The 25,860-nt window shown below is 55.7% G+C and carries 16 protein-coding genes and 1 tRNA gene; 11 read left to right on the top strand and 6 right to left on the bottom strand.

The genetic code is table 11. From position 1 onward, the window contains the following. Positions 1-632: 632 nt before the first annotated feature. Positions 633-1,247: a signal peptidase II gene (locus DW189_RS12960; protein WP_022331993.1), complete on the top strand. Its 615-nt coding sequence runs from the start codon at positions 633-635 to the stop codon at positions 1,245-1,247. 68 nt (positions 1,248-1,315) lie between these two features. Then, positions 1,316-1,397, top strand: a tRNA-Leu gene (locus DW189_RS12955). Between the two features lie 164 nt (positions 1,398-1,561). Here the strand turns inward: DW189_RS12955 and DW189_RS12950 are convergent. Further along, positions 1,562-2,062, bottom strand: a complete 501-nt coding sequence (locus DW189_RS12950; RefSeq protein ID WP_117508477.1) for a DUF1573 domain-containing protein — start codon at positions 2,060-2,062, stop codon at positions 1,562-1,564. Positions 2,063-2,086: 24 nt separating this feature from the next. On the opposite strand from DW189_RS12950, the gene DW189_RS14285 reads away from it, so the two are divergent. Continuing rightward, positions 2,087-2,578 carry a hypothetical protein gene (locus tag DW189_RS14285; RefSeq protein ID WP_147326496.1) on the top strand — a complete coding sequence of 164 codons (492 nt, stop codon included), beginning with the start codon at positions 2,087-2,089 and terminating at the stop codon, positions 2,576-2,578. Positions 2,579-2,744: 166 nt separating this feature from the next. Here DW189_RS14285 and DW189_RS12935 read toward each other — a convergent pair whose 3' ends face one another. From DW189_RS12935 to DW189_RS12930, 3 genes are all read right to left on the bottom strand, one after another. Beyond that, on the bottom strand, positions 2,745-3,914 hold the full coding sequence (locus DW189_RS12935; RefSeq protein ID WP_162508124.1) for a 6-bladed beta-propeller: 1,170 nt from the start codon (positions 3,912-3,914) through the stop codon (positions 2,745-2,747). Further along, positions 3,901-4,338, bottom strand: a complete 438-nt coding sequence (locus DW189_RS14280) for a hypothetical protein (RefSeq protein WP_130064547.1) — start codon at positions 4,336-4,338, stop codon at positions 3,901-3,903. Before DW189_RS14280 ends, DW189_RS12935 begins: the two co-directional genes overlap by 14 nt. A gap of 280 nt (positions 4,339-4,618) precedes the next feature. After that, positions 4,619-6,571: a hypothetical protein gene (locus DW189_RS12930; RefSeq protein ID WP_117508473.1), complete on the bottom strand. Its 1,953-nt coding sequence runs from the start codon at positions 6,569-6,571 to the stop codon at positions 4,619-4,621. A 336-nt stretch (positions 6,572-6,907) separates the two neighbouring features. Between DW189_RS12930 and DW189_RS12925 the strand changes: the two genes are divergently transcribed. From DW189_RS12925 to DW189_RS12905, 5 genes are all read left to right on the top strand, one after another. Next, positions 6,908-7,789, top strand: a complete 882-nt coding sequence (locus DW189_RS12925) for a DUF1573 domain-containing protein (RefSeq protein ID WP_117508472.1) — start codon at positions 6,908-6,910, stop codon at positions 7,787-7,789. Between the two features lie 198 nt (positions 7,790-7,987). Beyond that, on the top strand, positions 7,988-8,290 hold the full coding sequence (locus DW189_RS12920) for a hypothetical protein (RefSeq protein WP_117508471.1): 303 nt from the start codon (positions 7,988-7,990) through the stop codon (positions 8,288-8,290). Positions 8,291-8,392: 102 nt separating this feature from the next. Then, the gene (locus tag DW189_RS12915; protein WP_117508470.1) at positions 8,393-9,580 is read left to right on the top strand and encodes a 6-bladed beta-propeller; all 1,188 of its coding nucleotides are present in this window, start codon (positions 8,393-8,395) and stop codon (positions 9,578-9,580) included. A 40-nt stretch (positions 9,581-9,620) separates the two neighbouring features. Further along, entirely contained in the window at positions 9,621-10,304 is a 684-nt protein-coding gene (locus tag DW189_RS12910; protein ID WP_117508469.1) for a 6-bladed beta-propeller, read from the top strand. A 51-nt stretch (positions 10,305-10,355) separates the two neighbouring features. Continuing rightward, on the top strand, positions 10,356-10,808 hold the full coding sequence (locus DW189_RS12905) for a hypothetical protein (RefSeq protein ID WP_141417689.1): 453 nt from the start codon (positions 10,356-10,358) through the stop codon (positions 10,806-10,808). Between the two features lie 267 nt (positions 10,809-11,075). On the opposite strand, the gene DW189_RS12900 is transcribed toward DW189_RS12905, so the two are convergent. Together DW189_RS12900 and pbpC are read right to left on the bottom strand one after the other, a co-directional pair. Continuing rightward, positions 11,076-14,666, bottom strand: a complete 3,591-nt coding sequence (locus tag DW189_RS12900) for a glycoside hydrolase family 38 C-terminal domain-containing protein (RefSeq protein ID WP_117508467.1) — start codon at positions 14,664-14,666, stop codon at positions 11,076-11,078. A 324-nt stretch (positions 14,667-14,990) separates the two neighbouring features. Then, on the bottom strand, positions 14,991-17,303 hold the full coding sequence (gene pbpC / locus DW189_RS12895) for a penicillin-binding protein 1C (protein ID WP_117508466.1): 2,313 nt from the start codon (positions 17,301-17,303) through the stop codon (positions 14,991-14,993). Positions 17,304-17,346: 43 nt separating this feature from the next. Between pbpC and DW189_RS12890 the strand changes: the two genes are divergently transcribed. The 3 genes from DW189_RS12890 (at position 17,347) to leuC (ending at position 25,734) form a co-directional block, all read left to right on the top strand. Continuing rightward, positions 17,347-22,599: an alpha-2-macroglobulin family protein gene (locus DW189_RS12890; protein ID WP_117508479.1), complete on the top strand. Its 5,253-nt coding sequence runs from the start codon at positions 17,347-17,349 to the stop codon at positions 22,597-22,599. A 236-nt stretch (positions 22,600-22,835) separates the two neighbouring features. Then, on the top strand, positions 22,836-24,356 hold the full coding sequence (locus DW189_RS12885) for a 2-isopropylmalate synthase (RefSeq protein ID WP_117508465.1): 1,521 nt from the start codon (positions 22,836-22,838) through the stop codon (positions 24,354-24,356). Between the two features lies 1 nt (position 24,357). Beyond that, complete coding sequence (leuC, locus tag DW189_RS12880) at positions 24,358-25,734, top strand: 3-isopropylmalate dehydratase large subunit (protein ID WP_117508464.1); 1,377 nt, start codon at positions 24,358-24,360, stop codon at positions 25,732-25,734. Positions 25,735-25,860: the final 126 nt, after the last annotated feature.

Below are 25,860 nucleotides of genomic sequence, written 5' to 3'. Positions count from 1 at the left end.
CCTGCCGCTAGCGTTCATCCTGAGCCAGGATCAAACTCTCCATTGTATAAAATTATAAATGTTTTGTTAGAGTCCTGACTATTCGTTTATCCTTTATAAAAGGAAATTGACAGATAAATACTACATTTCTTTTCTCTCAAAATATAACCAGTAATTCAAAGAACCAGTTTGAAAAATCGCATTTACGATGCGAAAGGACTGCAAAGATAGAGTAACTTTTTGAATCCTGCAAATCTTTTTTCAAAAAACTTTTTAAGAACTTCGCGTCTCGGGAAATCGGGCTTACACAGAACTTTGAGCTCCTTTATTGTAAACTTTCAGCCTTCGTAAGAACAACCGTTTTTCTCAAACGCGGATGCAAAGGTAGCGACTTTTTTCGAACCTGCAAATATTTTCGCATATTTTTTGCATAAAAGTTAAAAATTCTTCAAATCTGAGGTATACACCTATATTTTATTAGAGAAGAATTAGTCGGCCAGCCCTTATGAAGCCCGGGCCGCACATCGCCGCAACCGGGAAGCCGACCTGCGGGGCCGAGGGCTTCCACGGAAAAGACCGCAGCGAGTAAATTCGGGTCGAGTCCTGCAAAACTGAGATTTTTTACTATTTTTGCGTCAGATTATCCGACCGATATGAATTTCAGAAAAATATCACTGCTCGTGCTGATCCTGCTCATCGCGGATCAGGCACTCAAGATCTGGGTCAAGACCCACATGCACCTCGACGAATCGATCGTCGTCTTCCCGGACTGGTTCCAATTGCGCTTCATCGAGAATAACGGCGCGGCCTTCGGGATGCACATCGCCACCAAAGGCGGGTTCGACTGGGGGAAACTCCTGCTCGGGATTTTCCGGATCGTGATGGTCGGGGTCATCGGCTGGCTGATGCACCACCTCCTCAACAAACGCAAAGACACCCCCAAGGGAGTCATCGTCGGCCTGGCGCTGGTCATGGCGGGAGCGCTCGGCAACATCATCGACAGCGCGTTCTACGGGCTGCTCTTCTCGGAGTCGACGCCCTATACGGTCGCACATTTCGGCGGACACTACGCCGGGTTCATGATGGGCAAGGTCGTCGACATGTTCTATTTCCCGCTCTTCCAGTGGAACGGCGTACCGCGGTTCCTGAACTTCCTGGTGGACAGCAACAACTACTTTTTCGGGGCCATCTTCAACCTGGCCGATGCCTATATCTCCGTCGCCGTCATCTATCTGCTTCTGTTTCAGTACAAATTCCTGAGCAAGTAGATTTTTTTCGTAAAAATAGTTGGTGAATGAGAAAAAAGTATTACTTTTGCACACCACAATTTCCAAAAGCCCAGGTGGCGGAATAGGTAGACGCGCACGTTTCAGGTGCGTGTGCCGCAAGGCGTGCAGGTTCGATTCCTGTCCTGGGCACTTGGTTAAGCCTCGTAATCTTTGATTACGGGGCTTTTTTAGTTTTCAGTATAACCGTCCTCCACACCCATGCAAAAGCACTGCCCGGGATCGGACACGGGACAAAACAGCGATTCCGCACCGAACGCTCCCGCACCCCGCAATGCATGCCCGACCGGTCGAAGCTATTCCTCGCCCACTCCCTCAATCGCGATCTCGAAAGGCGAAGCGGCGCCCGCATGGTAGATAAACAACTTCCGGAAGAACACTCCATCCCGTTCGGCTTCATAGGTCACTTCAATCCGCGACCACCGGCCGGGCAGCAGAGGCGCCTTGTCCCAGACAGCCGAAGTGCATTCGCAGGTGGTCATTACTTTGGTGATTACGACAGGGCACGAACTGACGTTGGTGAAGCGGAAGACGACTTTTTTCTTATGCCCCACCCTTATCCGCCCCAGGTCTGCAACCCGGGATTCGAACCGGAAAAGCGTATCGCTGCCGGCAAGGCCGGCGTGTTCCCGATCCGTACCGATCAGTGCCGGAGTGGGTAGCAGCCCGTCGGCCGCCCCCTCTCCGCCATTTGCCACGAAGCACATGATTCCCGCGGCCACAACCACGACCACGGCTACGGCTACGGACATCGGCACCGCGACCGCACTGAATACCTGGCTATTTTTTTTATCCATCTTCGACAGAGCCCCATTTTATTGATGAACGAAACCACAGGACAGCTTCAATATCGGGTCATAGAGAAGCTACAATTTTTCCAGCAGCGCCCGAAGGAAATTTTCAGTTTGCTGCGATGTTTCTTTAAATGCGGTAAAGAAACCCTCGCATCTCATATCTTGTGTAAGGATAAAGAAATAGGGATTGTTGACATCTTCTATCGGAATTCCGAGTCGGTCAACGCTATACAGCCCGCAGGAGACTTCATACGTGTTCCTGAGTATCCTCAAGTCCCTTGCATTGTGATAATCGCACAGTATGATCAGCCCCATTTGGGCACGGTCATCGAGGATCGATTTCAACAGCTTGAAGTGCATCGCAATACAGGACAGGCAATTCATTCTGCTGAAACGATAGACCAGCGTTCTGCCATGCGCGGACACGACCTCCGACAAAGGCAACTTATTGCCCTCCGCGTCAGTCAGCACCGTCGTGGGGGGGGGAAAAGGCAAAACCCTTCCGAGGAGAGCTCATAGGGCCTGCAAAAAGCCATATTCTCGAATGCGGTCTGAATTACCGCCATTCTGTTCAACTGCTTCGAATAGGCGATATATGTTTTTGCCATGACACAGGCCGTGAACCCGAAAAGGAGCACCAAACCCACTGAAAGCAGGAGGATATGCGGCTTCTGTTTGGGCATGGCTATTCCTCCTGTTTTATGTCGAATACGAACAATACCGGGTTATCGTTCTCGGACAGTTTATCCAGCAATCCGTACAACTCTTTTTCAAACCCGGTTTTCGGTATCCTCTCCGTCATGGATTCATAACTGGAGCCGAGCATATTTGCGTCGATCCAGCATATTAACTTGTTGCCGATCACACCGTCTATGCAGAAGGAGAATTTATCCGAAAAATTACTATCGATAGCATATTCATAGATCGATATTTTATCGTCCTCCTTGTCATATAAGAAATAATAATCCTTTTCACCCGTAAAGGTCACCTCCGCAAAAATATACCGTTCCGATTGCTGAATCCGGTTTATCCCCAATACGGCATTCCGCCCCCGGTTATCCTCGAAAACTTTTTCCGGACGTCCCGAAGTGTATTTGGCTTTGGGGTCTTTGAACTCCATACGGTATTGCACACAGACACTGTCATTGGAAACCTTATAGATATGATCGTCTCCCGAATAAATCACCAGGGCTTCGTTTCCTGCTATTCCGTATTGGGGGCCGTTTATTCCCAGAGCATAGGGATCTTTTTTAAAAGGCAGATATTTGGAATAGCCATCCCCATCCCGAGCGTTCGAAAAAAGCCGGTATTTACCAACCGCAGAATTACTCCAATCGTTCATATAATAAGTAATATCCCCAATTGCAAATAATTCTGTACACCAGATTTGTTTAAATAAATCATAATTATCCGAAACTGGTTGTAAGGTCAGACGGTCATAGAATATCTGTTTTCCTGCAAAATGGTCTATTACAATAATACTACGATCTGTAACCGTCATAAAGGATAGATTGGTATACTCACCCGGGCCGCGCCCGTGCTTATGGATTTTTCCGGCATAACTCCCGTCCGGATTGAAAACATAGACCGACTGCGACATATGATCCATGATATAAAACTTTCCGTCCACGATTTCCAATTTATCGATATTGGATATTAGGCACTCGTCTTTCGTCGCAAGGGGGACGATCCGGAAGGTGGTATTGAGAATTTTATCTAAATCGATCTCCGTCACATTTTCCCTCGAATCGAAAACAATGCTTTTTATATTGTCAGGAATTTCCTCCTCATTCGAACAGGCAGTCATTGAAAATTGCCCAATCAAGCAAACAATGATAAAATTAAAATATTTCATAATCATATTTTTTTACCTCCCTACCACTTAGCCTATGTAGTAGGGAGGAAATAAATTTATATGTCATCTGGCACGAATAGACAGTGCACCCGGAACCTTTTCTAGGACAAGTCTCAATAATCCCAGTCACTTTTACAGACGTCCACCCTAAACTTCCAGATAACTTTTCATTTGAATAAGATACCTCTCCGTTTACACCTACATTACGATACATGACGCATGATTGAGGTTGCCCCAATAAGTGCTCATAATGATATATCGAGCCGTCTCCTTCATTGTTACTTGTCTCTTCATTTTCATTCTTCGCCAAAGCTTCGATATTGACAGACAGCAATGCCTGGGTAGTTTTATTGTAAGTGATAAACCCCAGCACCAAGGCAAATGTCAGAAATGCAGCACAGAGTATAAAAATAAATTTTTTCATGTTTTTGTTTTTTAAATTCTCGATTGGTACCTGCGATCCGGCAACGCTCCGTCGGCGTTATTTCCGAATCCAGTTTGTCGCCCGTCAGGACGGGCCAGCCTACTAAACAGTGGGAAGGCAATAGTCTTCGGTCTACATCCGTTGTCTTACATAAATAGACAGCACCTACTTTCTTTTTGAAGGGAGCCCGGGGCGGAGATCGCTGCGCATGAATTTGCACGATTCGGCAGCGCCCCCGCCCTTTTCGTTCCCTGAATCTCAGTTTGCCGGCACGGCACGGCTACCACCATACTTGTTCGTCGTTCTCGTACGTAAAAATACGTTCCTCCTTGCCCTTGGTATGGTTCCTCAAAAGCAACAGGGCATTCCCGGGGACATTGTCGTAGTGTAAAACATGCGTCCGATCCCCGATGCGCCTGCCGAGGGATACGAACCGGCCATCGCGGCAATAGAACAACTCGTAAAGCTCGTCCGCCTGTATGAAATTATCGTCATTGCGCGGCAGGAACATCACGCTACCCAGGGTCTGAGGCCGGTCGAAAGCCATGCCGCCCCAGCAGCGGGATTCCTGCGGGGCATTGAAATAGGTGAGCGGATCCCCGTCGAATAATTTGTATTTGTCGTCGCCCGAATTCCCGTAGCTGCCTTCGGTTCCGATTATCTCCCCGACGAGCTTTTCCCCCGACGGGGCATAGAACCCGACCTCGGCCATATTCACGAATGCACCGCTCGGGGAGAGATAACGTATATACCGGAAGGTTATGCTGTCCCCCAGTTGCGCGTAATACGGCCTGGCTTCCGGCACCTCGGGCGTAACGTAGACAGTCCGGGCATCCCGGAAATCGGGACTGTCCGCAACCTGGAACCGGCCGTTTTTCACCCGGTTGAGGATAAACTCCAGCTCAAAGAAAACCGGGTATTTCCGCTTCAGTGTGACGGAAACCTCGGCCCCGTCGGGTTTACGCACCGCCACCCCGCCCTCTTTCGAGACCGTAAACGGATCCGTTGCCGGAAGGAGGAGCCCCCGGTCATAATACATGACCATATAGGCGCAGCCCTTTTCGACATGATCGAACGCAACCCGCCCGCGCTTTATCCGGCTCCAGGCGACAGGCACCCAGTTCCGGTTGTCGAAAACGACCAGGTAGGCGAATTTCTTTTTGGCCGCGATCGGGATCGTCAGTTTCATGGCAAGGTCGATGCCGTCGAAATACGATTCCGAAACGTCCTTTATGAAGGGGGATCGGAAGGCCGGCGGAATTCCCTCCGCCAGGGCTCCCCTTTGGTTGGGCAGGCTCTGGGGCTGGAAACTGAACATCTTGCGGTAAACCTTCCCGACACGCTCCTGCGGCCGGGATTCGAAATGCTTGCCGAATTCCGGGTCGCTCATCCCGAAAGAGTAGAGCACGCTATCGACCCGCAGCGAATTCCAGCTGTGCGACTGGCTCCGGTTGGCCCACTGGATAATGTAGTCGTAATTTACAGGCAGCCCGACGCACCTCAGCGCATACCACATCAGGCTCGTGATCTCGGGGCATGCACCGCCTGCCGCCCGCAGATAATCCGACGGCCTCAATGCCATCCTCATGACCGATTCGTCGATGACCTCGTAATCCATCCTGCGCAGGCTGTCCTGGATCGTCCTGGCCGCAATGTAACGATCCGCCCCGGCCTGCTGCAGGGGGCGGATTATTTCAGCGAGGAAATCCCTGTAATGAGGCATCCAGTCCTCCGCCAGTTCGTTCTCGATCCGGTAAGGCAGGACATATTCACAGAAATCGCCGAACGACAGCCCCTTTGTCCACGGGTAGTCCAGCGTCGCAAAAGCATTGTCGATATGCCGGATCAAAAAATCGCGGCTGAGTTCTGAAAGGTCGAATGCCGGATGTACGTTCGTAAAATCGGGATTATAATTCTTCGCCCTGCCCCTCAGCACCTGCCTGGGGATATCCTTATCACAGAAAAGGGAATCATAATCGCATTTGAAATCCTCCAGTCCCTTTCCCGCATAGCCGTAATGGAGCGGAAGGTTCTCGATCAGGAACCGGGCCGCCCGGTATTTCAGCGAATCGGCCTTGTCCGTGCTGTAATGTTGCAGAACCGCTTCCAGTTCCGGACGGTTTTCGCCCGCAAGTTCCAAAGCCGCCTCCAGCCGGGATTCACAACCGGCGCATATCCATGCCAAACCGAACGATAAGATCAGCCTGACGGCAGTACGGTCAAAATTTTTCATAATCGAAACACTTTTACATCTATTCTTCCCTTCCAGTTACTATCCACCCCGGATGGGGGGGGGCATCCCCGCAACCCATCCCGGATTTTATTTATCCAGTCAACGATTGCCATGTTTTTCAATACGGCAATCGGCGAAGCTGTTATCATAACAAGATTGATCAAGCGGGGTGATATCTTCTGTGAAGTTACTTTTTAAAACATCAAAAACAAAATATTTTTACATTATTTTGAACCAATATTAATATTTTTGTTTTATTTTGTAGTAAATAATCAAATATCTTGATTAACTATATAATGATTGCGTCTTTATTTTGTGTTCTTAAAATAAAATTATATGGCCAAATTCTGCTATTTGATGACCGGAATCATCATCATCCCGCTGTGGTGCGCCTCGTGCAATGACAATAATCCCAGGAAAGAAATCCAGAAGATCGTAAAGGAATGGATCGGGAAAACGGTACTGCTGCCGCAGGATATACAACCGACTTCGTATTCCTGCGACACGGTTTGCGACCCCGCGAAATCGAAAAAACCATTCAGGATACTGAATTTCACAGACTCGATAGGCTGCACCTCCTGCAAGCTGAAATTGTTGACCTGGAACGCTTATGTGAGGGAAATCGACACGACGCTGGCCGACAAGGTCGATTTCCTGTTCTATTTCCACCCGCAAAACGAACGCGAACTCGGGTTGATATTACGGGCCGACGGGTTCGAACTGCCGTTTTATATCGACCGTGAAAATGAAATCGACAGGCTGAATAGCTTTCCGAAGAACCAGGCCTGCCAATGTTTTCTCCTCGACAGCACCAACAAGGTTTTACTGGTCGGTAACCCGACGCATAAGCCGCGGCTTTGGGAGTTGTATAAGGAGATAATATCCGGGAAGAAGGCGGACAGGGTTCCCACGACCGACATACGTATCGCCCGACCGGAAATCGAGGTTCCGAATTTGAGGATCGGCAGCACGGCACAGGCGGCCTTCGTCCTGGAAAACATAGGGGACAAACCGCTGGTAATAACCCACATCGACGCCTCCTGCGGGTGTACGAAACCGTCATGGAACCGGAGCCCCGTCATGCCCGGAGAGAAATCCGAAATCAAAGTGGAGATAATCCCCGACAAGGCCGGGGCTTTCGACAAGACATTGCGGGTCTTCTGCAATACGGCCGCCGGCAGCACTTCGCTGAAGATCATCGGTATGGTAGAGGAATAATTATCGGGAAAAACGAGGGCGGAGAATTGCCTCGGGAAAAGACACGTTTTCTCCGCCCGGCCGCCAAATCCCGGAAAAGGAAAGGAGGTTGTGCAAAAATAGTCAATTGATCCCAAACCCCAAGCGGGTTCGCCGTTGTTGAAAGGATAGACACAACGCATCGAGTAAACTGTGAACGAACAGAAAAAGAAAAACGCTATGAAAAAGAAAATTACGTTCGGCTTGGTGGCATTCGCCATGGTGGCAGCCTCGGCCGTATTTATGAAGAGCATTGCCAAGGACGACCTGTCCGCAATGATCCAGGCCAATGTGGATGCATTGGCTGAGTTTGAATTCGGCGGTCAATCTTGGAATGAGAACGACACGCATTGGGTCGGATCGAACTGGAAGCCTGAAGTAGTAGAATGCACTGGAACCAGAGGGAATGCCACCTACTGGGGACAGATGGTTAAATGTAACACCGGCGATGGAAATTGCTATGATGGCACTGACTGCATTTAGTCATTATTAATTTGTAACGGTTGATGTAATTATAGTTGAACTTTACAAATACATCAACCGTTACATTATACCATCTCATTTAACAACCCAAATAAATCTCCCATGAAACAACTGATCACAATTATTATATTCTCCTTACTATTCTGTGCTTGCGGCACCTCGCCACAAAACAATAGCATGGCATTAGTACTGTCCGATACTGAAATAATTAAAATCAATCCAGGTTCCCCACATTTGATAAGAGCCGACATGGCCAAAACCATCGACACAAAGAAATTACTGGATATGATTCAATCGATCGATTACATAAAACTGGATTCGTCCGAACCGATGGGGCCAATTAACAAAATGGTCGTAACAAACGATAAAATCTTCATAATGGATTCTTTTGCGGCTCAGCAAATTTTTGTATTTGACAAAACAGGCAAACTGTTATACCGGATCAAGAATAAAGGCAGGGGGCCCAAAGAATACATTAGTATCTGGGATATGCAAGTCGACACCATCCGGAATGAAATACTTGTAAATGACGCGCTGGCCCGCTCCTACCTTTATTATTCCACGGATGATGGGACATTCCTACGGCGGGAAAAGGGAATAGCGAACTGCTATTTGGCACGTATCGACAGCCTATATATTAACCTCACCGGAGTCGGACAGGATTTTAACGACAACGAGAATTGGGCGATTATAATCTCGGATAAAGATTCTGTTCTTTTCAAGGGGTTTGAGCCTACACCGCTTCAAAATGACGATTTTATTATCAATAGTTTTACTTACGATCGTAATGGAAATCTTTTATATACTCCAGTTTATTCAGACACGGTTTACCGGTTCTCTTCGGTCTGCGTCGTAGAACCGGAATATGTGATTTGTCAGGAAAAGAGTGTGTGGAGACGTCATGACGAAAAAATATCTTACCAAGAGGTGAAAAAATTAATTTTAGAAAATAACTATACCAGATATGGCGGAAAATTTTACGATATGGAAAAATACGCATATTTCGAAATCGGCCGTGAGGAAGATGAATATGTTGTCCCCATCTCCTGTTTTTGGAACAAGCAAACTGATATGGTTTACGCATGGAGTTCAAAAGGGTGGAGCGAATATCCGGATATAGGGGAGATTATCCGACAACCGATAGCCGTCTACGGCGATACGTTTTTCAGCACCTGTTCGCCGCAAATCCCCGAAGAATACAGGGAAAACCTGAGCCCTAAGATCAAAAGCCTGCTGGAGTGTTCGAAGGAGAGCGACAACCCGATCGTGGTTGCGTATACGTTGAAATAATCGTAAAAACGCCCGGACAGAAGACCAAATAAGAAAGCATATGAAGCAACTAACAACCACAATTATAACCGCCCTATTCTGCGCTGCCTGCGGAACCTCGCCACAAAACGACAGCAGGGCATTAGTACTGTCCGACACGAAAATTATTAAAATCACCCACGACACTCCGCACCCGATTCGGGCCGATAATGCCAGAATTATCGGCATGGATGAAATGCTCGATAGGGTCAAATCAATCGACTACATAAAACTGGATTCATCCGAGCCCGTCGGTGTAATCAACAAAATGATCGTAACAAAAGATAAAATATTCATACTGGATGCCTATGTTGCCCAACAGATCTTCGTATTTAGTAAAATGGGCAAGCTGTTATACCGTATCAAAAATAAAGGCCGGGGGCCGAAAGAATATCAGAGCATCAGAGATATGCAGGTCGACACCATCCGGAATGAAATACTTGTAAATGACGCGTTGGCTCGCTCCTATCTTTATTTCTCCACCGATGACGGAGCGTTTCTCCGTAAGGAAACGGGAGTGGCGAACTGTTATCTGGCGCATATCGACAGTTTGTATATAAATTATCAAGCCCCAGAACAGGATTTTAACGACAATGAGAATTGGGCGATTCTCGTTTCCGACAAAGACTCCATTCTCTACAAGGGCTTCGAACCAACGCCACTTCAGAATGATAATTTTATTAACAATAGCTTTACTTATGACTGAGATGGAAAGCTTTTGTTTACTCCAGTCTACTCCGATACTGTTTACCAATTTATGTCTATATCCATAGTATCACCTAAATATGTGATCCACCAAAAGAAGAGCATATGGAATCTTTATAACAAAAAAATACCCCCGCTGGAAGTAGATAAGTTAATCAAGCAGAACAACTACACAAGATATGCGGGTAAATTTCTTGATGGGGAAAGTTATGCTTCTTTTGAAATAGCCCACAAATGGGAGGAATATATTACCCCCAGACCTTATTTTTGGGATAAAAGAACCGACATAGTGTTTGCATGGGATACTGCCAATGTGGATGAAGATGCAATTGTCCATGAAATTATCCGACAACCGATAGCCGTCTACGGCGATACGTTTTTCGGCACCTGTTCTCCGCAAATCCCCGAAGAATACAGGAAAAACCTAAGCCCTAAGATCAAAAGCCTGCTGGAGTGTTCGAAGGAGAGCGACAACCCGATCGTGGTTGCGTATACACTGAAATAATCGGACGCAGGCCTTGCATCGAGAACCGTTTTTTCTGGATTACAAAATTGCACCTTATTTTCAAAACGGCAGGCGGATAAATTGATTTTTAGTCTATATTTTGATCGGACGGACTTATCGGAATCCGGTAAGCGCCCCATATGCCGGATTTCCGGGGCATAGATTCCCGGAAGAGAAGTTGCCGGAAGCGGGATCCGGTGTTCCGCCCGGAAAAAGCAGGGGCGGAGCCTTTACAGCCTCCGCCCCGCGCAATCTTACCGTCATCCGTCAATACACCTCGAATTCATAGATTCTGGCGGTATTTCCTTCGCTTTGGTCAGGTTTTGAGACCACGAGCCTCACGTATCGGGCGATTATGGGTTCTGGAAGGATCCTGTCGGTTTCGAAAGCCGTGTTGTCATAGACCGTGTCCACCGTTTTCCACTCCTCGCCGGGGCTTTGGCGCACCTGCAGCGAGTACTCCTTTGTAATGTAGTCCAGGGATTCGAGCGCAGCATGCATGACATACCATCCCCGGATCGTGGTCTCCCGGCCGAGGTCTACCCCCAGCAGTTTGGGTTTGGCATCGCTGTAATCGCACCACTTGGTGGACACATCCTCGTCGGTGGCGCACTCGGCCCTCTCGGAGGCGTTGACCTCCCCCGACCTTTCCACGACGGGTTTGCCATAGAGCAGGTTCCTGCGCCCGGCCTGCGAGGCGTCGGCGCCTTTCACGGGCAGCTGCACGCGCAGCAGATCGCAGGCCGCGCCGATACCTCCGGCAGGATCTTCGGCCACCGTCGCCGCGAACACCACGATGCGCGGGTCGTCGGGCAGTACCAGCTGCCGCGCCCCCTCGGGGATGTCGAGGCCGATGCGGAACATGTAGGTGAATTCGTAGGGTCTGTCCTCGTTGCGAATCATATCATGCTTGTGCGTGCCCACGAAGGCCACCTGCGCATCCTTGAGGTAGGGCTCGGTATGCCCCGTATGGCCCCACTGTCCGATGAAGCCGCCATAATAGGGTACCAGTGCCGTGTGCTCCTTTCCGTCGACGGTGAATACGGCCTGCGTGTCGTACATGGTCGAGGCGGCCAGCAGGTAGAGCTTGCCGTAGCGCCCGCGGGGCAAGTCGATGGTGTCGCGGCGGCATTTGACACCGTTCTGCGCGGCGGGATCCCCGATCTCGAAACCGACACCCCCGTACACGATGCGGGACGGCATCAGCTCGGCGGCGTAGGAGTTGCCCTTGCCGTCGAAGTTGGAGTCCGAGCGGAACGGGTTGTAAGAGGCCGTCTTGACGTTGTAAGGCAGCTCCACAGCCGCCTCCGCGGCGGGCGTGAGCGCCCGGACGGGCCTGGCGAGTTTCACGCGGAAAGTCTTCATGCCGAAGGGCCCGACCTCGAAGCGCAGCTCGCGGCCGCTGAACTCCGCGTCGCCCACGACGTCCTCCACGCCGTTGAGCTCCCGGGCGTCGACGATCTGAGCCGCGAAGCTCGCCACGGCCTGCTGCGACCCGAGCCCCGAGGTCTCGTAGAAACGAACCACATATTCGTCCGAATCCTCGGCCTGTTTGAGCGCCCGCAGCGCCACATTGGGGTTCTGCGAGGCGACCAGCGAGAAGCTGCGGCCCAGCACCCCGCCGTGGCGGGGCGCGACGAATGCCCGAAGCGGCTGGTTGAGCACCTCGGCCTTGCGCACGGCACCTCCCGCGCGGTAATCGCCCGCGTGCCCTACGATCGAGTAGGTGAACGTATGGTGTCCGAAGTCCTGCTTGTTCTGGTATGCGTAGCCGCCCTTGGTCGCAGGCGTATGCAGCAGCGTAAGGCGCAGCGTGTTGTCCGCGGGTTTGTCCCAGCCGTACTTGCTGTCGTTGAGCACCGAGACCCCGTAGCTGCCGTCCGCGTCGGTGAGGTCGGCCCACTGCTGCGCATAGACCTCGTAGGCGGTCGCGGTGTTGTTGCCCCGCGCCACGGAGCCCACGCCAAGGTCATAGACCGCCTCGGGGTTAGAGACCGAAAGCGGGAACTCGGCCTTCAGCAGCGCATTGGACGACTGCCAGTCGATGTCGTTCACAAGGTCGATCCTGTCGGCCTGGGCGCCTTCGCGCAGCGTGATCCACTGCCGAAAGCGGGAAGCCCCCAGCGTGCGTTCCACGCATACCGAGGCGCGCAGGGGCCCCTCTTCGGCCACGGTGACCTTCACCTCGCCCGTGATGGCCTGCGGCGATGCGTCCACGGTCTTCTTGAGGATCTCCCAGGCCGGCCAGCTGTAAGACTCGTTCTGCGGGAAGAACGCAAGGCGGATGGACTTGCCGGCGGCCACCAGCTCGCGGCCATGACGCTTGTCGACGATCGACGAGATGTCGCCGTTGGCGTCCAGCGTAAGTTTATAGACGCTGTTCTCCAGCCCCCATGCGCCGGCCTTTATCGCCGGGGCCTTCGGCTGCCCGCCCTTGCGGATGTCGTAGACGGCATACCCCGCAGCCGGGACGGTGGCCTCGACCAGCAGCCGCGTCTGCCCCTGCTGCGTGCCCAGCACCTGCGAGGGAACCCGGACGCCCTTGTCGTCGTAGACCGTGAACTTGCTGCCTTCGAGCGGAAGCGTAACTTCCACCACGTCCGAGACCTCGAACCCCGCAGCGTTGTAGAGCACCACGGGGAGCCCTTTGACATCGGTATCCAGACCCCGCGAAACCGCGCCAACCGAGGTCGTGAGTACGTCCGCGAACTGTTTGAGCGAGATCAGCTCGTCGTTCCACGAGAACTCGTAGGCACGGGGGATGCTCGTACCCGTAAGGTCGTCGTGGAACTGGTGCCAGATAAAGCGTTTCCAGGCCTCGGTGAGAACCTCGCGCGGGTAGGGCACGGCCCCGAGCCAGTCGGCGGCAACGGCGCTGCGCTCGGCAGCGTCCGCAAGCTGTTCGTTGCGGCGGTTGTAGAGCTTCATCGCAGCCTGCGAGGTATAGCAACCCGTGGCATGCACGTCCATCAGCAACTCCCCGTTCCACACCGGAAGCTCCGGGTGGGCGGAATAGGGAAGGTAGTCCTTGTAGAGGCGGTCGCTCGTGGCGCTGATGATCTTCACGGGCCCGTCACCCTGCAATCCCAGTTCCAAAGCCCGCACCGACTCGATGGTCGGGGCGCCGCCCGTGTCGCCCGTACCGTAATAGTGGTAAACGGCATTCAGAGGGTTGCCCTCGGCGATGCCTTGCAGGTACTTGCTATGGCTGAGGTCTTCGTAACGCCACTTGGTCGTATAGTTGTGGGCGTCCATCACGGCCATGATACGCGAACCGTCCACGCCCTGCCACAAGCCGATCTCGAACGGAATCTTGCTCGCGCCGTGGAACGAGCGGTGGCGCCACATGAGTTTCTGCGTCGAGAAGCCGATAAGGCCGCTGTGTGCGGCGATCGTCGGAAGCGTCCACCCGAAACCGAAGCAGTCCGGAAGGAAGATGTCCGTGCCTTCGACCCCGAATTCGCGGCGATAGAAGTGCTGTCCGTACAGGATATTGCGCGTGAAGGACTCCGCGGACGGGATATTCGGGTCGGTGGCGTCCCACGTGCTGCCCGTGACATGCCAGCGACCCTCGCGGATGTAACGCTTGATCAGCTCGTACTGGTGCGGGTAGTACTCCTTCATCCACTGGTACTTGATGCCGCCCTCAAAGTTGAACACGTAATCGGGGTAGGTGCCAAGGAGAAACAGGTTTTGATCCAGCGTCTTCGGGATGTACTCCCGGATCGAACGCTGCACGTCCCAGTTCCACTGGGAATCAAAATGCGCATTGGATACTAAATAAGCTTTGGGGCTATTCTGTGAAAAGACATGTGCTGAGATCAGCACAGACAGGAACAATAATAAAATTCGTTTCATGGGCTGGTTGGTTTAGACTATTTCTGGGTTAAAGAATTTATATCCGTATCGGGTTTCAAAATTAGCCGGAAACGCCCCGCAAAAAATATTTTTAAATGACATATTAGTATGATCTTTTGACATAATTCGTAAAAATGCACGAATAACCCGGATATTTCGTTCTCCCGGCACAAAAACGGGGCTGCGGGGCATCCGGCAAAAACGGAGGAGCCATGTCCGGACAACAAAAACAGGAATGCGGAAAGCACCCCGGACACACGGCTACGGATAGACGGAGAAGCAGCCGGACAAAGGCAGGCCCGGGCAATCCGGTGCCGGGAGGGGTCAGCGGCAGCTGAACACGACGCTCTGCGAAGCGCCGTGTTCGTCGATCACGGTCAGGCGGTGCTTCCCCGGCGCCGGGCGGACGGAGATTTTGTGTTCGAAAGAGGTCGAACCGACGTAGTCGTCGTCGATATGCCAGAACAGCACGGCATTGCGGTCGCGGTGCACGGCCGTAAAGACAAGGCTTTGCTGCTCCCCTTCGAGCGACCTCGGGGCGACCAGCACACGCCCCGGCTGCGGATAGATGATGTCGATGGGGTTGTTTTCGGCTTGGTTACCCGGCAGGCCGGGATGCAGCGGGGGCAGCGGACGGTAGTCGGGATGCTGCCGGCGGTAATACCACTCCTGCGCAGGCGGGAGGATAAACATCGGCATGCGGACGATCCTGGCCGGGTCGTAGCAATCCGCCGTCACACGGTATTTCAGGTCGGCGCTCAGGTTGACGATCCGGTGGTAGGGGCACACCTCCCCGACGGCGGCTGCACGGGGAATCATCACCGTATCGCGGTCGGGACAGATATGCGAAGCCAGATAGCCGCTCTGGCGGCAGACCACAGCGGGTTCCAGGTCGCCGACGGGCTCCGCGAACCACTCCCCTTTGGGCAGCAGGCCGAAGACCTCGAACAGGACAGGCGCGGCATACCCCACGCCCGTCATCAGCGGGCGCCCCTCACCCGTGCAGTTCCCGACCCAGACCCCGACGGCATAGTCCGGGGTCATACCTACGGCCCACGCATCGCGGTTGCCGTAGCTGGTACCCGTCTTCCAGCCTATCTTCTTCGACGACGAGAAATACTGCCATTCGCCCTCCTCCTCGGGACGGGCCACGTGGCTTATCGAATTGGCCATCAGCCATATCGCGCCCCGCGAGAGGGGAATATCCCCGGCATCGACCTCCGTGCCGCCGCCGGGGTCGTAATGCGGGGTGCGTATCGTCTGCCGACCGTTGAGTTTGGCCGCCATCTTCATGTAGGCCGAGGTCAGATCCCACAACGAAATCTCTGCGCCGCCCAGAATCAGCGAAAGCCCGTAGTGGCCGGCGCTGCGGTTGATCGTCCCGAAGCCCAGGGCACGCACCAGCGCGAGGAAATTCTCCCGCCCGTACTTGTCGAGCATCCTCACCGAAGGGACGTTGAGCGAACGCTCGACCACCCGGTTGGCAGGCACCGCCCCGTCGAAGGTTCGGTTGTAATTATGGGGTGTGAAGTCCCTGTAATAGGTCGGCACGTCGGGGAAAAGCATCGCGGGCAATGCCGTCCCGTTGTCCAGCATCGCAGCGTAGAGCAGGGGCTTGAGCACGCTGCCGCTGCTGCGCGGGGCGGGAATCACATCGACGCTCGTACCCTCGGTGCGGTCGGCGGGGTCGTACACGTTCCCTACGTAGGCAAGCACTTCGCCGCTCCCCACGTCCATGACGACGATGGCCATGTTGTTGATCTTATTACCCCGGTAACGCTTGTTGTAACGCCGGGCGAGGTCGTTGACCCGGCTTTGCAGGTCGTAGTCGAGCGTCGAGCGGAGCGACCCTTCGCGCATTTTACCCAGCAGGTACATCGCCTCCATCGGCATCGGTTCTGGGGCGTCGGGCAGATGCTCCTGTTTGGCGAGGGCGCATGTCAGCGAGTCGATACGGCCGTCGTGCCAAATCCGGTCGAGCAGCCCGTCGCGTTTCTCCCGCAGCCGTTCGCGGTTGCGGCGGATATGGATCAGCGAAGGGGAGTTGGGCAACACGGCGAGCATGGCGCATTCGGCCCACGAAAGCTGTGCCGCACTGCGGCCGAAATAGTACCACGCGGCACTTTCCAGCCCGACCACATTACCTCCGAAAGGCGCATGGGAGGCATAGAGGGCCAGGATTTCATCCTTGCTGCAACGCAGTTCGAGGCGCGTGGCGAGCACCATCTCGACGAACTTTTCCCGGAACGTGCGGGGTTTCCCGCCGCGGCTCAGGCGAATGGTCTGCATGGTGAGCGTGCTCGCCCCGCTCGTGATCCGCCCGGCCGCAAGGTTCTGCCCCACGGCACGCCCCAGCGCCAGCGGATCCACCCCGAAATGGCGGTAAAAACGCTTGTCCTCGTAGGTCGTGATAGCGACCCGGAACTTTTCGGGGACGCTGTCCGTGGGAAAGAAACGCCACTGGCCGTCGGAGGCGACCTTGGCCGACATCAGGCGGCCGTCGCGGCTCCACACGGTGGCTGAGAAAGGCTCGTCGAAAAGCGTCCGGGGCAGGATGACGCAATACCCCGCGGCGAGCATGGCAACGACCAGCATCGCGAAAAAACATATTCTCTTTTTGGCCGGTTTTTTTGCCATATTTTTACGTATCTTTGGCAAAGTTACCAAAAAACCCAATATTATGAAAACAACATGCCATGCTTTGTTTGCGCTGACCGCCCTGCTCATCGCCTCGTGCAGCAAGCAGACATCCGACATCATCGAATGGTCGACAAACGGAGTGACGGGTGTCAGGATGCCGCTCCACGTGACGTTCGTCGAAAACGTGCAAGTCGAGGAAAGCGCCATGCAGGATGCCATATCGATCTCCCCGGCCGTCGGTTTCGACGCCTACCTGTCGGGGATGCGCATGATCCGCATCGTCCCCAAATCCCCGCTGCAATACGACACGCAGTACAAGGTGGCTATCGACGCCGCGAAACTCACCGGCCGGCAGCACAAAGGCATCGCAGAATTCAGGTTTGCGACCCCCAAACTGCGGTTTACCTACAACGACAGCTGGCTGCAGCAGAACGACGAGATGACCGGCTATGTGCTCATCGGCGAGATCGTCTCTTCGGACTATGCCGACGGCAGCTACATGGAACGGAACCTCAAAATAAGCGGCACGACGGGTACCGACGTCAAATGGACGCATTCGGAAGACGGGCTCACGCACCGATACACCGTGGGCAACATCGCCCCCCGGGGCGATGAGGGCTATACGCTGACGCTCGATTTCAATTACGACGAAAAGCAAACCGTGCAGGTGGAAGTCCCCCGCAAGGACGAATACGCGGTCATCGACCACAGTGTGAATCCGGATCCGCTCGCCATCGTAGTCACCTTCTCCGAACCGATCCGGCAAAACCAGGATCTGAAAAACCTGATCCGCTTCGACACCAAGTTCCGGACTTCGGTCGACAAAAACAGGCTCTACATCTACCCCGAAGCACGCCCCTCGGGAGCACATAGCGTCACGATCGGCCGCGACGTAGTGAGCAAGAACGGGCAGAAGCTCAAGGAGAGCTATTCGTTCATGGCCACGCTGCCGTCGCGCACCCCCTCGATCCGCTTCACGGGCAAAGGCTCGATCCTTCCCTCGTCGAACGACATGTCGCTGCTGTTCGAGGCGGTGAATTACCAGAAAGCCCGGGTGCGGGTACGAAAGATATTCGCCAACAACCTGCTGCAATTCTTCCAGCAGAACTACTACGACGACCAGTACTATTCATCCATGGGTTACGTGTCGCGCGTCGTCCGCGACACGACCATCGACCTGGGGGCCAAGTCTTCGACCAGGCTCGACCAGGGCAACACCTATTCGCTCGACCTCAGCCGCCTGATCACCGACAGCCGCAAGTCGATGTACCTGCTCGAAATCCGGGGTGTCGACCCGCTTACGCCCGTCGACGACGAATACGACTACGACTATTATTTCGGGGATTACAGGACTTACAAGGAGCGGTCGAAAGTGGTCGTGCAGTCCGACATCGGCATCATCTGCAAGAGCAGCGGCAGCGACCAGTACGTCGTCTACACGACCGACCTGGTCTCCGCCCGCCCCAAAGGGGGCTGCAAAGTCAGGGCCTACGACCGGCAGAACCAGATGCTGGCCGAAGCGAGCACCGATTCCGAAGGGCGGGCCGTGCTGAAGACGAAGGACGAGCCTTACATCGTCACGGCCGAAGCCGGAGGGGATGTCACCTTCGTAAAGGTAGAACCGGGCACAGCCCTGTCGCTGAGTAATTTCGACGTGGGCGGCACGGCAAATCCCAAGGGGATAAAAGGCTATATCTTCGGCGAACGCGGCGTATGGCGCCCGGGCGACGACATACACCTCACGTTCATCGTCACCTCGGATAATCCGCTGCCCGAAAGCCACCCGGCATCGCTGGAATTCTTCAACCCGAACGGGCAGCTGGTGCAGTCGCTCGTAAACAACAGCTCCTCGGACGGCATCTACACGTTCAGCCTGGGGACGACGCCGGCGTCGCCGACAGGGCTATGGCGGGCCAAGATCACCTTCGGCGGCGCACAGTTCGAAAAATCCGTCCGGGTGGACGCGATCAAGCCCAACCGGATGAAAATCGAGCTAAAACTCGGGGACGGGCAACTGGTCGACGCCGCGCATTTCACGGGCAGCCTGACCGCCCGGTGGCTGCACGGCACCCCTGCGGCCGACGCCAAGGCGGTGCTCCAGGCACAGTTGTCGCAAATCGCCACACGCTTCAAGGGCTACGAGGGCTACTCGTTCGACGACGCCTCGAAATACTTTGGCACCGAAGAGCGGGAAATCGTCACCGGCACCACCGACGCCCAGGGGTCACTGGCACTTTCGACCGACGAGCTCTCCTCGCTGGAGGGGTTGAGCCCCGGTATGCTGAGCGGCAGATTCACGGTAAAGGTCTTCGAAAAGAGCGGCGACTTCAGCGTCGACCAGCAGGTTGCGACCATATCGCCCTATGACACCTACTTCGGGATCGGAGTCGCCACCCAGAAAAGCGACTGGGGCGACGAATACCTCGACAGCAGGAAGGAGCATATCATAAAGATCGTGATGCTCGACTCGAAGGGCAAGCCCGAACCCGGCAGTGAAAACGTGCTCGTATCGGTCTATAAAATGGATTCCTACTGGTGGTGGGACGCCTCAACGCCCAATTCCCAGGCGCACTACGCCAAAAATGCGCTCAATTCGAATTACAAGACCCTCCAGGCAACCCTTTCGAACGGCACGGGACAGGCCACGATGCGCTGGAGCACGGGCGATTACGGCTATTACATGATCCGCGTCACGAGCCCGAACCGGGCACACTCGGCGACCCGGATCGTATGTGTGTCCTCATCCGACTGGCGGGGCGACGTCACTTCGGTGACGGATGCCGCCACGCGACTCGCCCTCTCCCGCGACAAGGCCAAATACGTCCCGGGGGACAAGGCCAGGGTCACCATCCCCTCATCGCCGGGCGCACGGGCGCTGGTCGGCATCGAAAGCGGCAGCGTCGTGCGGGAAAGCTTCTGGGTGGAGTGCACCGGCAAGCAAACCGACATCGAAATCCCCGTCAAGGAGGGGATGGCCCCCAACATCTATGTCTCGGTAACACTCGTCCAGCCCCACAACTCGACGCTCAACGACGCGCCGATCCGCCTGTTCGGCGTTACGCGGCTCGACGTCGAGGATGCCGCGCGAAGGCTCACCCCCGTGATCGAGATGCCCGAAACAGTAAAACCCGAATCGGAGGTGACGATAAAAGTCCGGGAGAAAAACGGCCGGAAAATGAGCTACGTGCTGGCGCTCGTCGACGAGGGACTGCTGGGGCTGACACGCTTCAAGACCCCCGATCCCTACGGTTATTTCAACGCGACCGAGGCACTGGGCGTCCGCACGTGGGACATGTTCGACTATGTCATCGGCGCCTATGGCGGCAGGATCGAACAGATGTTCGCCATCGGCGGCGACGCCGAGCAGCCGAACACGGGGGCGCTCAAGGCACAGCGGTTCAAGCCCGTCGTACGATTCATCGACGCACAGAAACTGGGCGCCGGGAAGACGAACACGCATAAAATCACGCTCCCGCCCTACTTCGGCGAGGTTCGGGTGATGGTCATCGCCTCGAACGGCCGGGCGTTCGGCGCCGCGGAGAAGGATGTCGCGGTGAAAAAACCGCTGCTGGTACAGGCTACCATGCCCCGCGTAGTTTCCACCGACGAAGAGGTCGAGGTTCCGGTCACGGTCTTCGCCCTCGAAGACGGGGTCGGGAAAGTCGACGTGAAAATCGCCGCGAACGAATCGTTCTCGCCCGTCGGGCCGTCCAGCAAGAGCATCACGCTCGGCCGGAGCGGCGAGGAGGTCGTATCGTTCCGCCTGAAGGTCAACACCAGAACCGGCATCGGGAAGGTACGGGTCACGGCTGCGTCGTCGGGCGACAGCTCCGCGTCGGAAATCGAGCTGGACGTCCGGGAACCGAACCCCTATGTGACCCTGTCGAAGGACTATGTCATCGACCCGGGCAAGACAATGGCGGTAAAACCGCTCAAGGAGAACGGCAAGGCGAAGCTGGAACTTTCGTCGATCCCGCCCATAGACCTTTCTCGGCGCCTCGAATACCTGGTGAGATATCCCCACGGCTGCATCGAGCAGATCACCTCGGGCGCCTTCCCGCAACTCTACCTGCCTTCGGTCGTGGAGTGCGACGCGAACATGTTGCAGGATATCGACCGCAACGTCAAGAGCGTGCTTTCGCGCCTGGGCAGCTACCAGCTCTCCGACGGCGCATTCGCCTACTGGAGCGGCAATACGTCGAGGTCGGAATGGGGGACGGTTTACGCGACGCACTTCCTGATCGAGGCTGCGAAACACGGCTACGGCGTGGACAGGGCGATGCTCGACCGGGCGCTCAAATACCTGCGCGGCAACCCCTCAGACTACTACCTGACCCAGGCCTACACCCAGTATGTGCTGGCGCTGAACGGGACTCCGACCCGGGGTGCCATGAACCAGCTCCGGGAAAAGGCCGCCTCGCTGAGCGGCGACGCCAAGTGGCTGCTGGCGGCAGCATACGCACTGGACGGCAACCGGAAGGTCGCCGAGGAGCTGATCTCGCTCTGCGTGGACAACGCGGAAAAGGCCAACCCCTACGACGGCACCTACAACAGCGACGAACGCCGGATGTCGATCTCGCTCATAACGCTCACGATACTCGGACGCCGCGAAGAGGCTTTCCGCACGGCGCTGAAGATGTCGGACATCCTCAAGAAGGACAGGTGGCTAAGCACCCAGTCGACGGCATGGATGCTCAGCACCCTTTCCAATTTCGCCGTAGCGGGACAGAACGGCATCGACGCCACTGCGGGCAGGGAGCTCGTCAAGACCGACAAATCCATCGCGAGCATGCCCCTGGCCGCACCGACCGAGGTGAGGAACAATGGTTCGGGCAGCCTCTATGCGGTCGTCAGCCAGAGTTATACCCCCGGCAAGGGCGAGGAAACCGAAGCTGCGAACGGCATCCGGATCGACGTGCGTTACACGAATATGGACGGTGAGGCCATCGACCCGGCCTCGATCCGGGTATCGACCGATTTTTACGCCATCGTGACCGTCTCTAACACCAGCGGCCACGAACGGTACGCCGATCTTGCGCTGACCCACATCTTCCCGGCAGGATGGGAGATCACCTCCGAACGGGACTTGTCGTCGCTCACCTACCAGGATATCCGCGACGACCGGGTGCTGAGCTACTTCGACCTGAGCCGGGGCGAAAGCAAGGAGATACCCGTCAAGCTGACGGCAACCTACAAGGGGCGCTACTATCTGCCTTCGGTCTACTGCGAAGCGATGTACGACAACGCCGTCCGCGCCCTGAAAAAGGGACAGTGGGTCGAGGTGGTCGAATAATGCCGCCCCGTCAGCCGGGAAAACACAGCGCAACCGGCAACAGGTTCCGGCAACACCTGAAAATATATGGCAAAACGGCTTCGGGCATCCGGAGCCGTTTTTATTTCCGGATTCGTACTCCCGGAGGGAAAACGCCGCTAAATTCGGGTAGGAGAGACAGTTTCCTCCGGTAAAATAGGAATTTGGAAAATATTTTTAATATATTTGTTGCCAAGGTTAGTTAGATTAGTCATATTATGTGCGAGAAACTGTTTATTTTCGACACCACGCTCCGTGATGGCGAGCAGGTGCCGGGCTGCCAATTGAACACCACTGAGAAGATCGAAGTCGCCAAGTTGCTGGAAAGCCTCGGCGTGGACGTCATCGAAGCGGGGTTCCCGATTTCCAGCCCCGGAGACTTCAACTCCGTACTCGAGATTTCGAAGGCCGTTTCGGCCCCGACGATTTGTGCGCTGACCCGCGCCGTGAAAAAAGACATCGACGTCGCCGCCGATGCCCTGCGACTGGCCAGGCACAAGCGCATCCACACGGGTATAGGCGTTTCACCCCAGCACATTTACGACAAACTGCGCTCGACGCCCGAGAAAATCCTCGAACAGGCCGTCGAGGCGGTGAAATACGCCAAAAGCTATGTCGAGGACGTGGAGTTCTACGCCGAAGACGCCGGACGTGCCGATCCGGCATACCTCGCCCGCGTGGTCGAGGCCGCCATTGCGGCCGGGGCTACGGTGGTCAACATCCCCGACACCACGGGCTACTGCCTGCCCCACGAATACGGCGCGAAGATCAAATACCTGGTCGACCACGTATCCAACATCGACAAGGCGATCATCTCGACCCACTGCCACAACGACCTGGGCATGGCTACGGCCAATACCCTGAGCGGCATCCTCAACGGTGCGCGGCAGGCCGAGGTGACGATCAACGGCATCGGCGAACGCGCGGGCAACACCTCGCTCGAAGAGGTGGTGATGACGCTGCGCTGCCACAAGGAGATCGCCGTCGACACCGGCATCGACGCACGCCTGATCACCAAAGCCTCGCACCTGGTGTCGAGCCTGATGAACATGCCCGTGCAGCCCAACAAGGCGATCGTCGGCCGCAACGCCTTCGCCCACTCCTCGGGCATCCACCAGGACGGCGTACTGAAAGACCGCCAGACCTACGAGATCATCGACCCGCAGGACATCGGCCTCAACGAGTCGGTCATCGCCCTGACGGCCCGCAGCGGCCGCGCGGCGCTCGTACACAGGCTCGAACTGCTCGGCTACGACCTCACGCAGGAAGAGCTGGACGACACATACGGCAAGTTCCTCGAGCTTGCCGACAAGAAAAAGGAGATCCACGACTACGACCTGTTATACCTGGTGGGCGACATCGACCGCATGAAACAGCAGTCCGTATCGCTCAAATTCCTGCAGGTGACCACAGGCACGCTCGTCCCGACGGCGACCGTGGTGCTGAAGTTCGGCGACCACGAGCGCATGGCGATCGCCACGGGCAACGGCCCGGTGGATGCCGCCGTGTCGGCGATCAAGACCCTGATCAACGAGAAGGTCGTGCTCATGGAGTTCCTCATGCAGGCCATCACCCGCGGTTCGAACGACGTGGGGCGCGTACACGTACAGGTACAGTGCGGCAGCCGCACCGTCCACGGCTTCGCCGCACACACCGACACCACACGGGCGTCGATCGAGGCGTTCCTCGACGCGCTGCGCGTACTGAACGTAACCGAACGCAAGGAAAAGGAGGAGTAAGATGGGCAGGACACTTCTGGACAAGATATGGGATGCGCACACCGTGCGCACCGAAGACGGCGGACGCTCGGTGCTCTACATCGACCGCCAGTACATCCACGAGGTGACGTCGCCCGTGGCTTTCGCAGGCCTGGAACGGCGCGGCATCGGCGTGGCACGCCCGGCACAAATCACCGCCACGGCCGACCACAACATCCCGACCGTCGACCAGCACCTGCCGATCGCCGAGGCCGAATCACGGCGCCAGGTCGAGGCGCTGGAGGCCAACTGCGCCAAATTCGGCATCGAACATTTCGGCGTGGGAAACCCGCGCCAGGGCATCGTGCACATCATCGGCCCCGAACTGGGATTCACACAGCCGGGCATGACCATCGTCTGCGGCGACAGCCACACCTCGACGCACGGGGCACTGGGCGCCGTGGCATTCGGCGTCGGCACCTCAGAGGTCGAGATGGTCTTCGCCAGCCAGTGCATCATCCAGTCCAAGCCGCGGAGCATGCGCATCACGGTCGACGGGACACTGCGCCCGGGCGTCGAAGCCAAGGATGTCGTGCTCTACATCATCTCGCAACTCACCGCCTCGGGCGGCACGGGCTATTTCATCGAGTTCGCCGGCGAAGCGATCCGTTCGCTCTCGATGGAAGGGCGCATGACCGTCTGCAACATGAGCATCGAGTGCGGGGCGCGGGGCGGCATGATCGCACCCGACCGGACGACGTTCGACTACCTGCGCGGGCGCGAACGTGCGCCGCAGGGAGCGGCGTTCGACCAGGCCGTCGCCCGCTGGGAGGCGCTTTACAGCGATGCCGACGCCGTATTCGACAAGGAGTACCGGTTCGATGCTGCCGACATCGCCCCGATGATTACCTACGGCACCAACCCCGGCATGGGCATGGCCGTCGATGCGCAGATCCCGGCCGAGGCCGACCCCAAGGCATTGGAGTACATGGGATTCAAAGCCGGGGAAAAGCTGCTCGGCAAACCCGTCGACTATGTCTTCGTGGGCAGCTGCACCAACGGCCGCATCGAAGACCTGCGGCGCTTCGCCAAGCTGGTCGAAGGCCGGCGCAAGGCCCAGGGCGTGACGGCATGGATCGTCCCCGGTTCGAAAGGCGTCGAAGCCGCCGCACGGGCCGAAGGGCTCGACAAAGTGCTCGCCGCCGCCGGGTTCGAGCTCCGGCAGCCGGGCTGCTCGGCGTGCCTGGCGATGAACGCCGACAAGATCCCGGCAGGCAAATACAGCGTTTCGACCTCGAACCGCAACTTCGAAGGGCGCCAGGGGCCCGGTGCGCGCACCATGCTTGCAGGCATTGCGGTAGCCGCCGCGGCCGCGGTATGCGGCAGGATCGAGGATCCGCGCAAGGTGTTTGAAATGTAAAAATTTTTAACTTCGGTTTGGATCGGCCGGTCGTTGCCGCCGCCTTCGGCGTCGTTTATAATTCCGGCCCACCCCCAACCCCCCGCCTCAGGCAGGGGCTTACATGCCGCTTTGCGGCAAAATGGC

Origin of the sequence: Alistipes sp. AM16-43 (genome assembly GCF_003435745.1) — a bacterium.
GTDB classification, from domain to species: domain Bacteria; phylum Bacteroidota; class Bacteroidia; order Bacteroidales; family Rikenellaceae; genus Alistipes; species Alistipes onderdonkii.
Note: the sequence above shows the minus strand (reverse complement) of the source record. Positions and strands in the feature narration are given on the sequence as shown.

Excerpts from the sequence above, each read along its gene's own strand:
- DW189_RS12960 (WP_022331993.1), top strand. The coding sequence starts at position 633 with ATGAATTTCAGAAAAATATCACTGCTCGTGCTGATCCTGCTCATCGCG.
- DW189_RS12950 (WP_117508477.1), bottom strand. The coding sequence starts at position 2,062 with ATGGATAAAAAAAATAGCCAGGTATTCAGTGCGGTCGCGGTGCCGATG.
- DW189_RS14285 (WP_147326496.1), top strand. The coding sequence starts at position 2,087 with ATGAACGAAACCACAGGACAGCTTCAATATCGGGTCATAGAGAAGCTA.
- DW189_RS12935 (WP_162508124.1), bottom strand. The coding sequence starts at position 3,914 with ATGAAATATTTTAATTTTATCATTGTTTGCTTGATTGGGCAATTTTCA.
- DW189_RS14280 (WP_130064547.1), bottom strand. The coding sequence starts at position 4,338 with ATGAAAAAATTTATTTTTATACTCTGTGCTGCATTTCTGACATTTGCC.
- DW189_RS12930 (WP_117508473.1), bottom strand. The coding sequence starts at position 6,571 with ATGAAAAATTTTGACCGTACTGCCGTCAGGCTGATCTTATCGTTCGGT.
- DW189_RS12925 (WP_117508472.1), top strand. The coding sequence starts at position 6,908 with ATGGCCAAATTCTGCTATTTGATGACCGGAATCATCATCATCCCGCTG.
- DW189_RS12920 (WP_117508471.1), top strand. The coding sequence starts at position 7,988 with ATGAAAAAGAAAATTACGTTCGGCTTGGTGGCATTCGCCATGGTGGCA.
- DW189_RS12915 (WP_117508470.1), top strand. The coding sequence starts at position 8,393 with ATGAAACAACTGATCACAATTATTATATTCTCCTTACTATTCTGTGCT.
- DW189_RS12910 (WP_117508469.1), top strand. The coding sequence starts at position 9,621 with ATGAAGCAACTAACAACCACAATTATAACCGCCCTATTCTGCGCTGCC.
- DW189_RS12905 (WP_141417689.1), top strand. The coding sequence starts at position 10,356 with ATGTCTATATCCATAGTATCACCTAAATATGTGATCCACCAAAAGAAG.
- DW189_RS12900 (WP_117508467.1), bottom strand. The coding sequence starts at position 14,666 with ATGAAACGAATTTTATTATTGTTCCTGTCTGTGCTGATCTCAGCACAT.
- pbpC (WP_117508466.1), bottom strand. The coding sequence starts at position 17,303 with ATGGCAAAAAAACCGGCCAAAAAGAGAATATGTTTTTTCGCGATGCTG.
- DW189_RS12890 (WP_117508479.1), top strand. The coding sequence starts at position 17,347 with ATGAAAACAACATGCCATGCTTTGTTTGCGCTGACCGCCCTGCTCATC.
- DW189_RS12885 (WP_117508465.1), top strand. The coding sequence starts at position 22,836 with ATGTGCGAGAAACTGTTTATTTTCGACACCACGCTCCGTGATGGCGAG.
- leuC (WP_117508464.1), top strand. The coding sequence starts at position 24,358 with ATGGGCAGGACACTTCTGGACAAGATATGGGATGCGCACACCGTGCGC.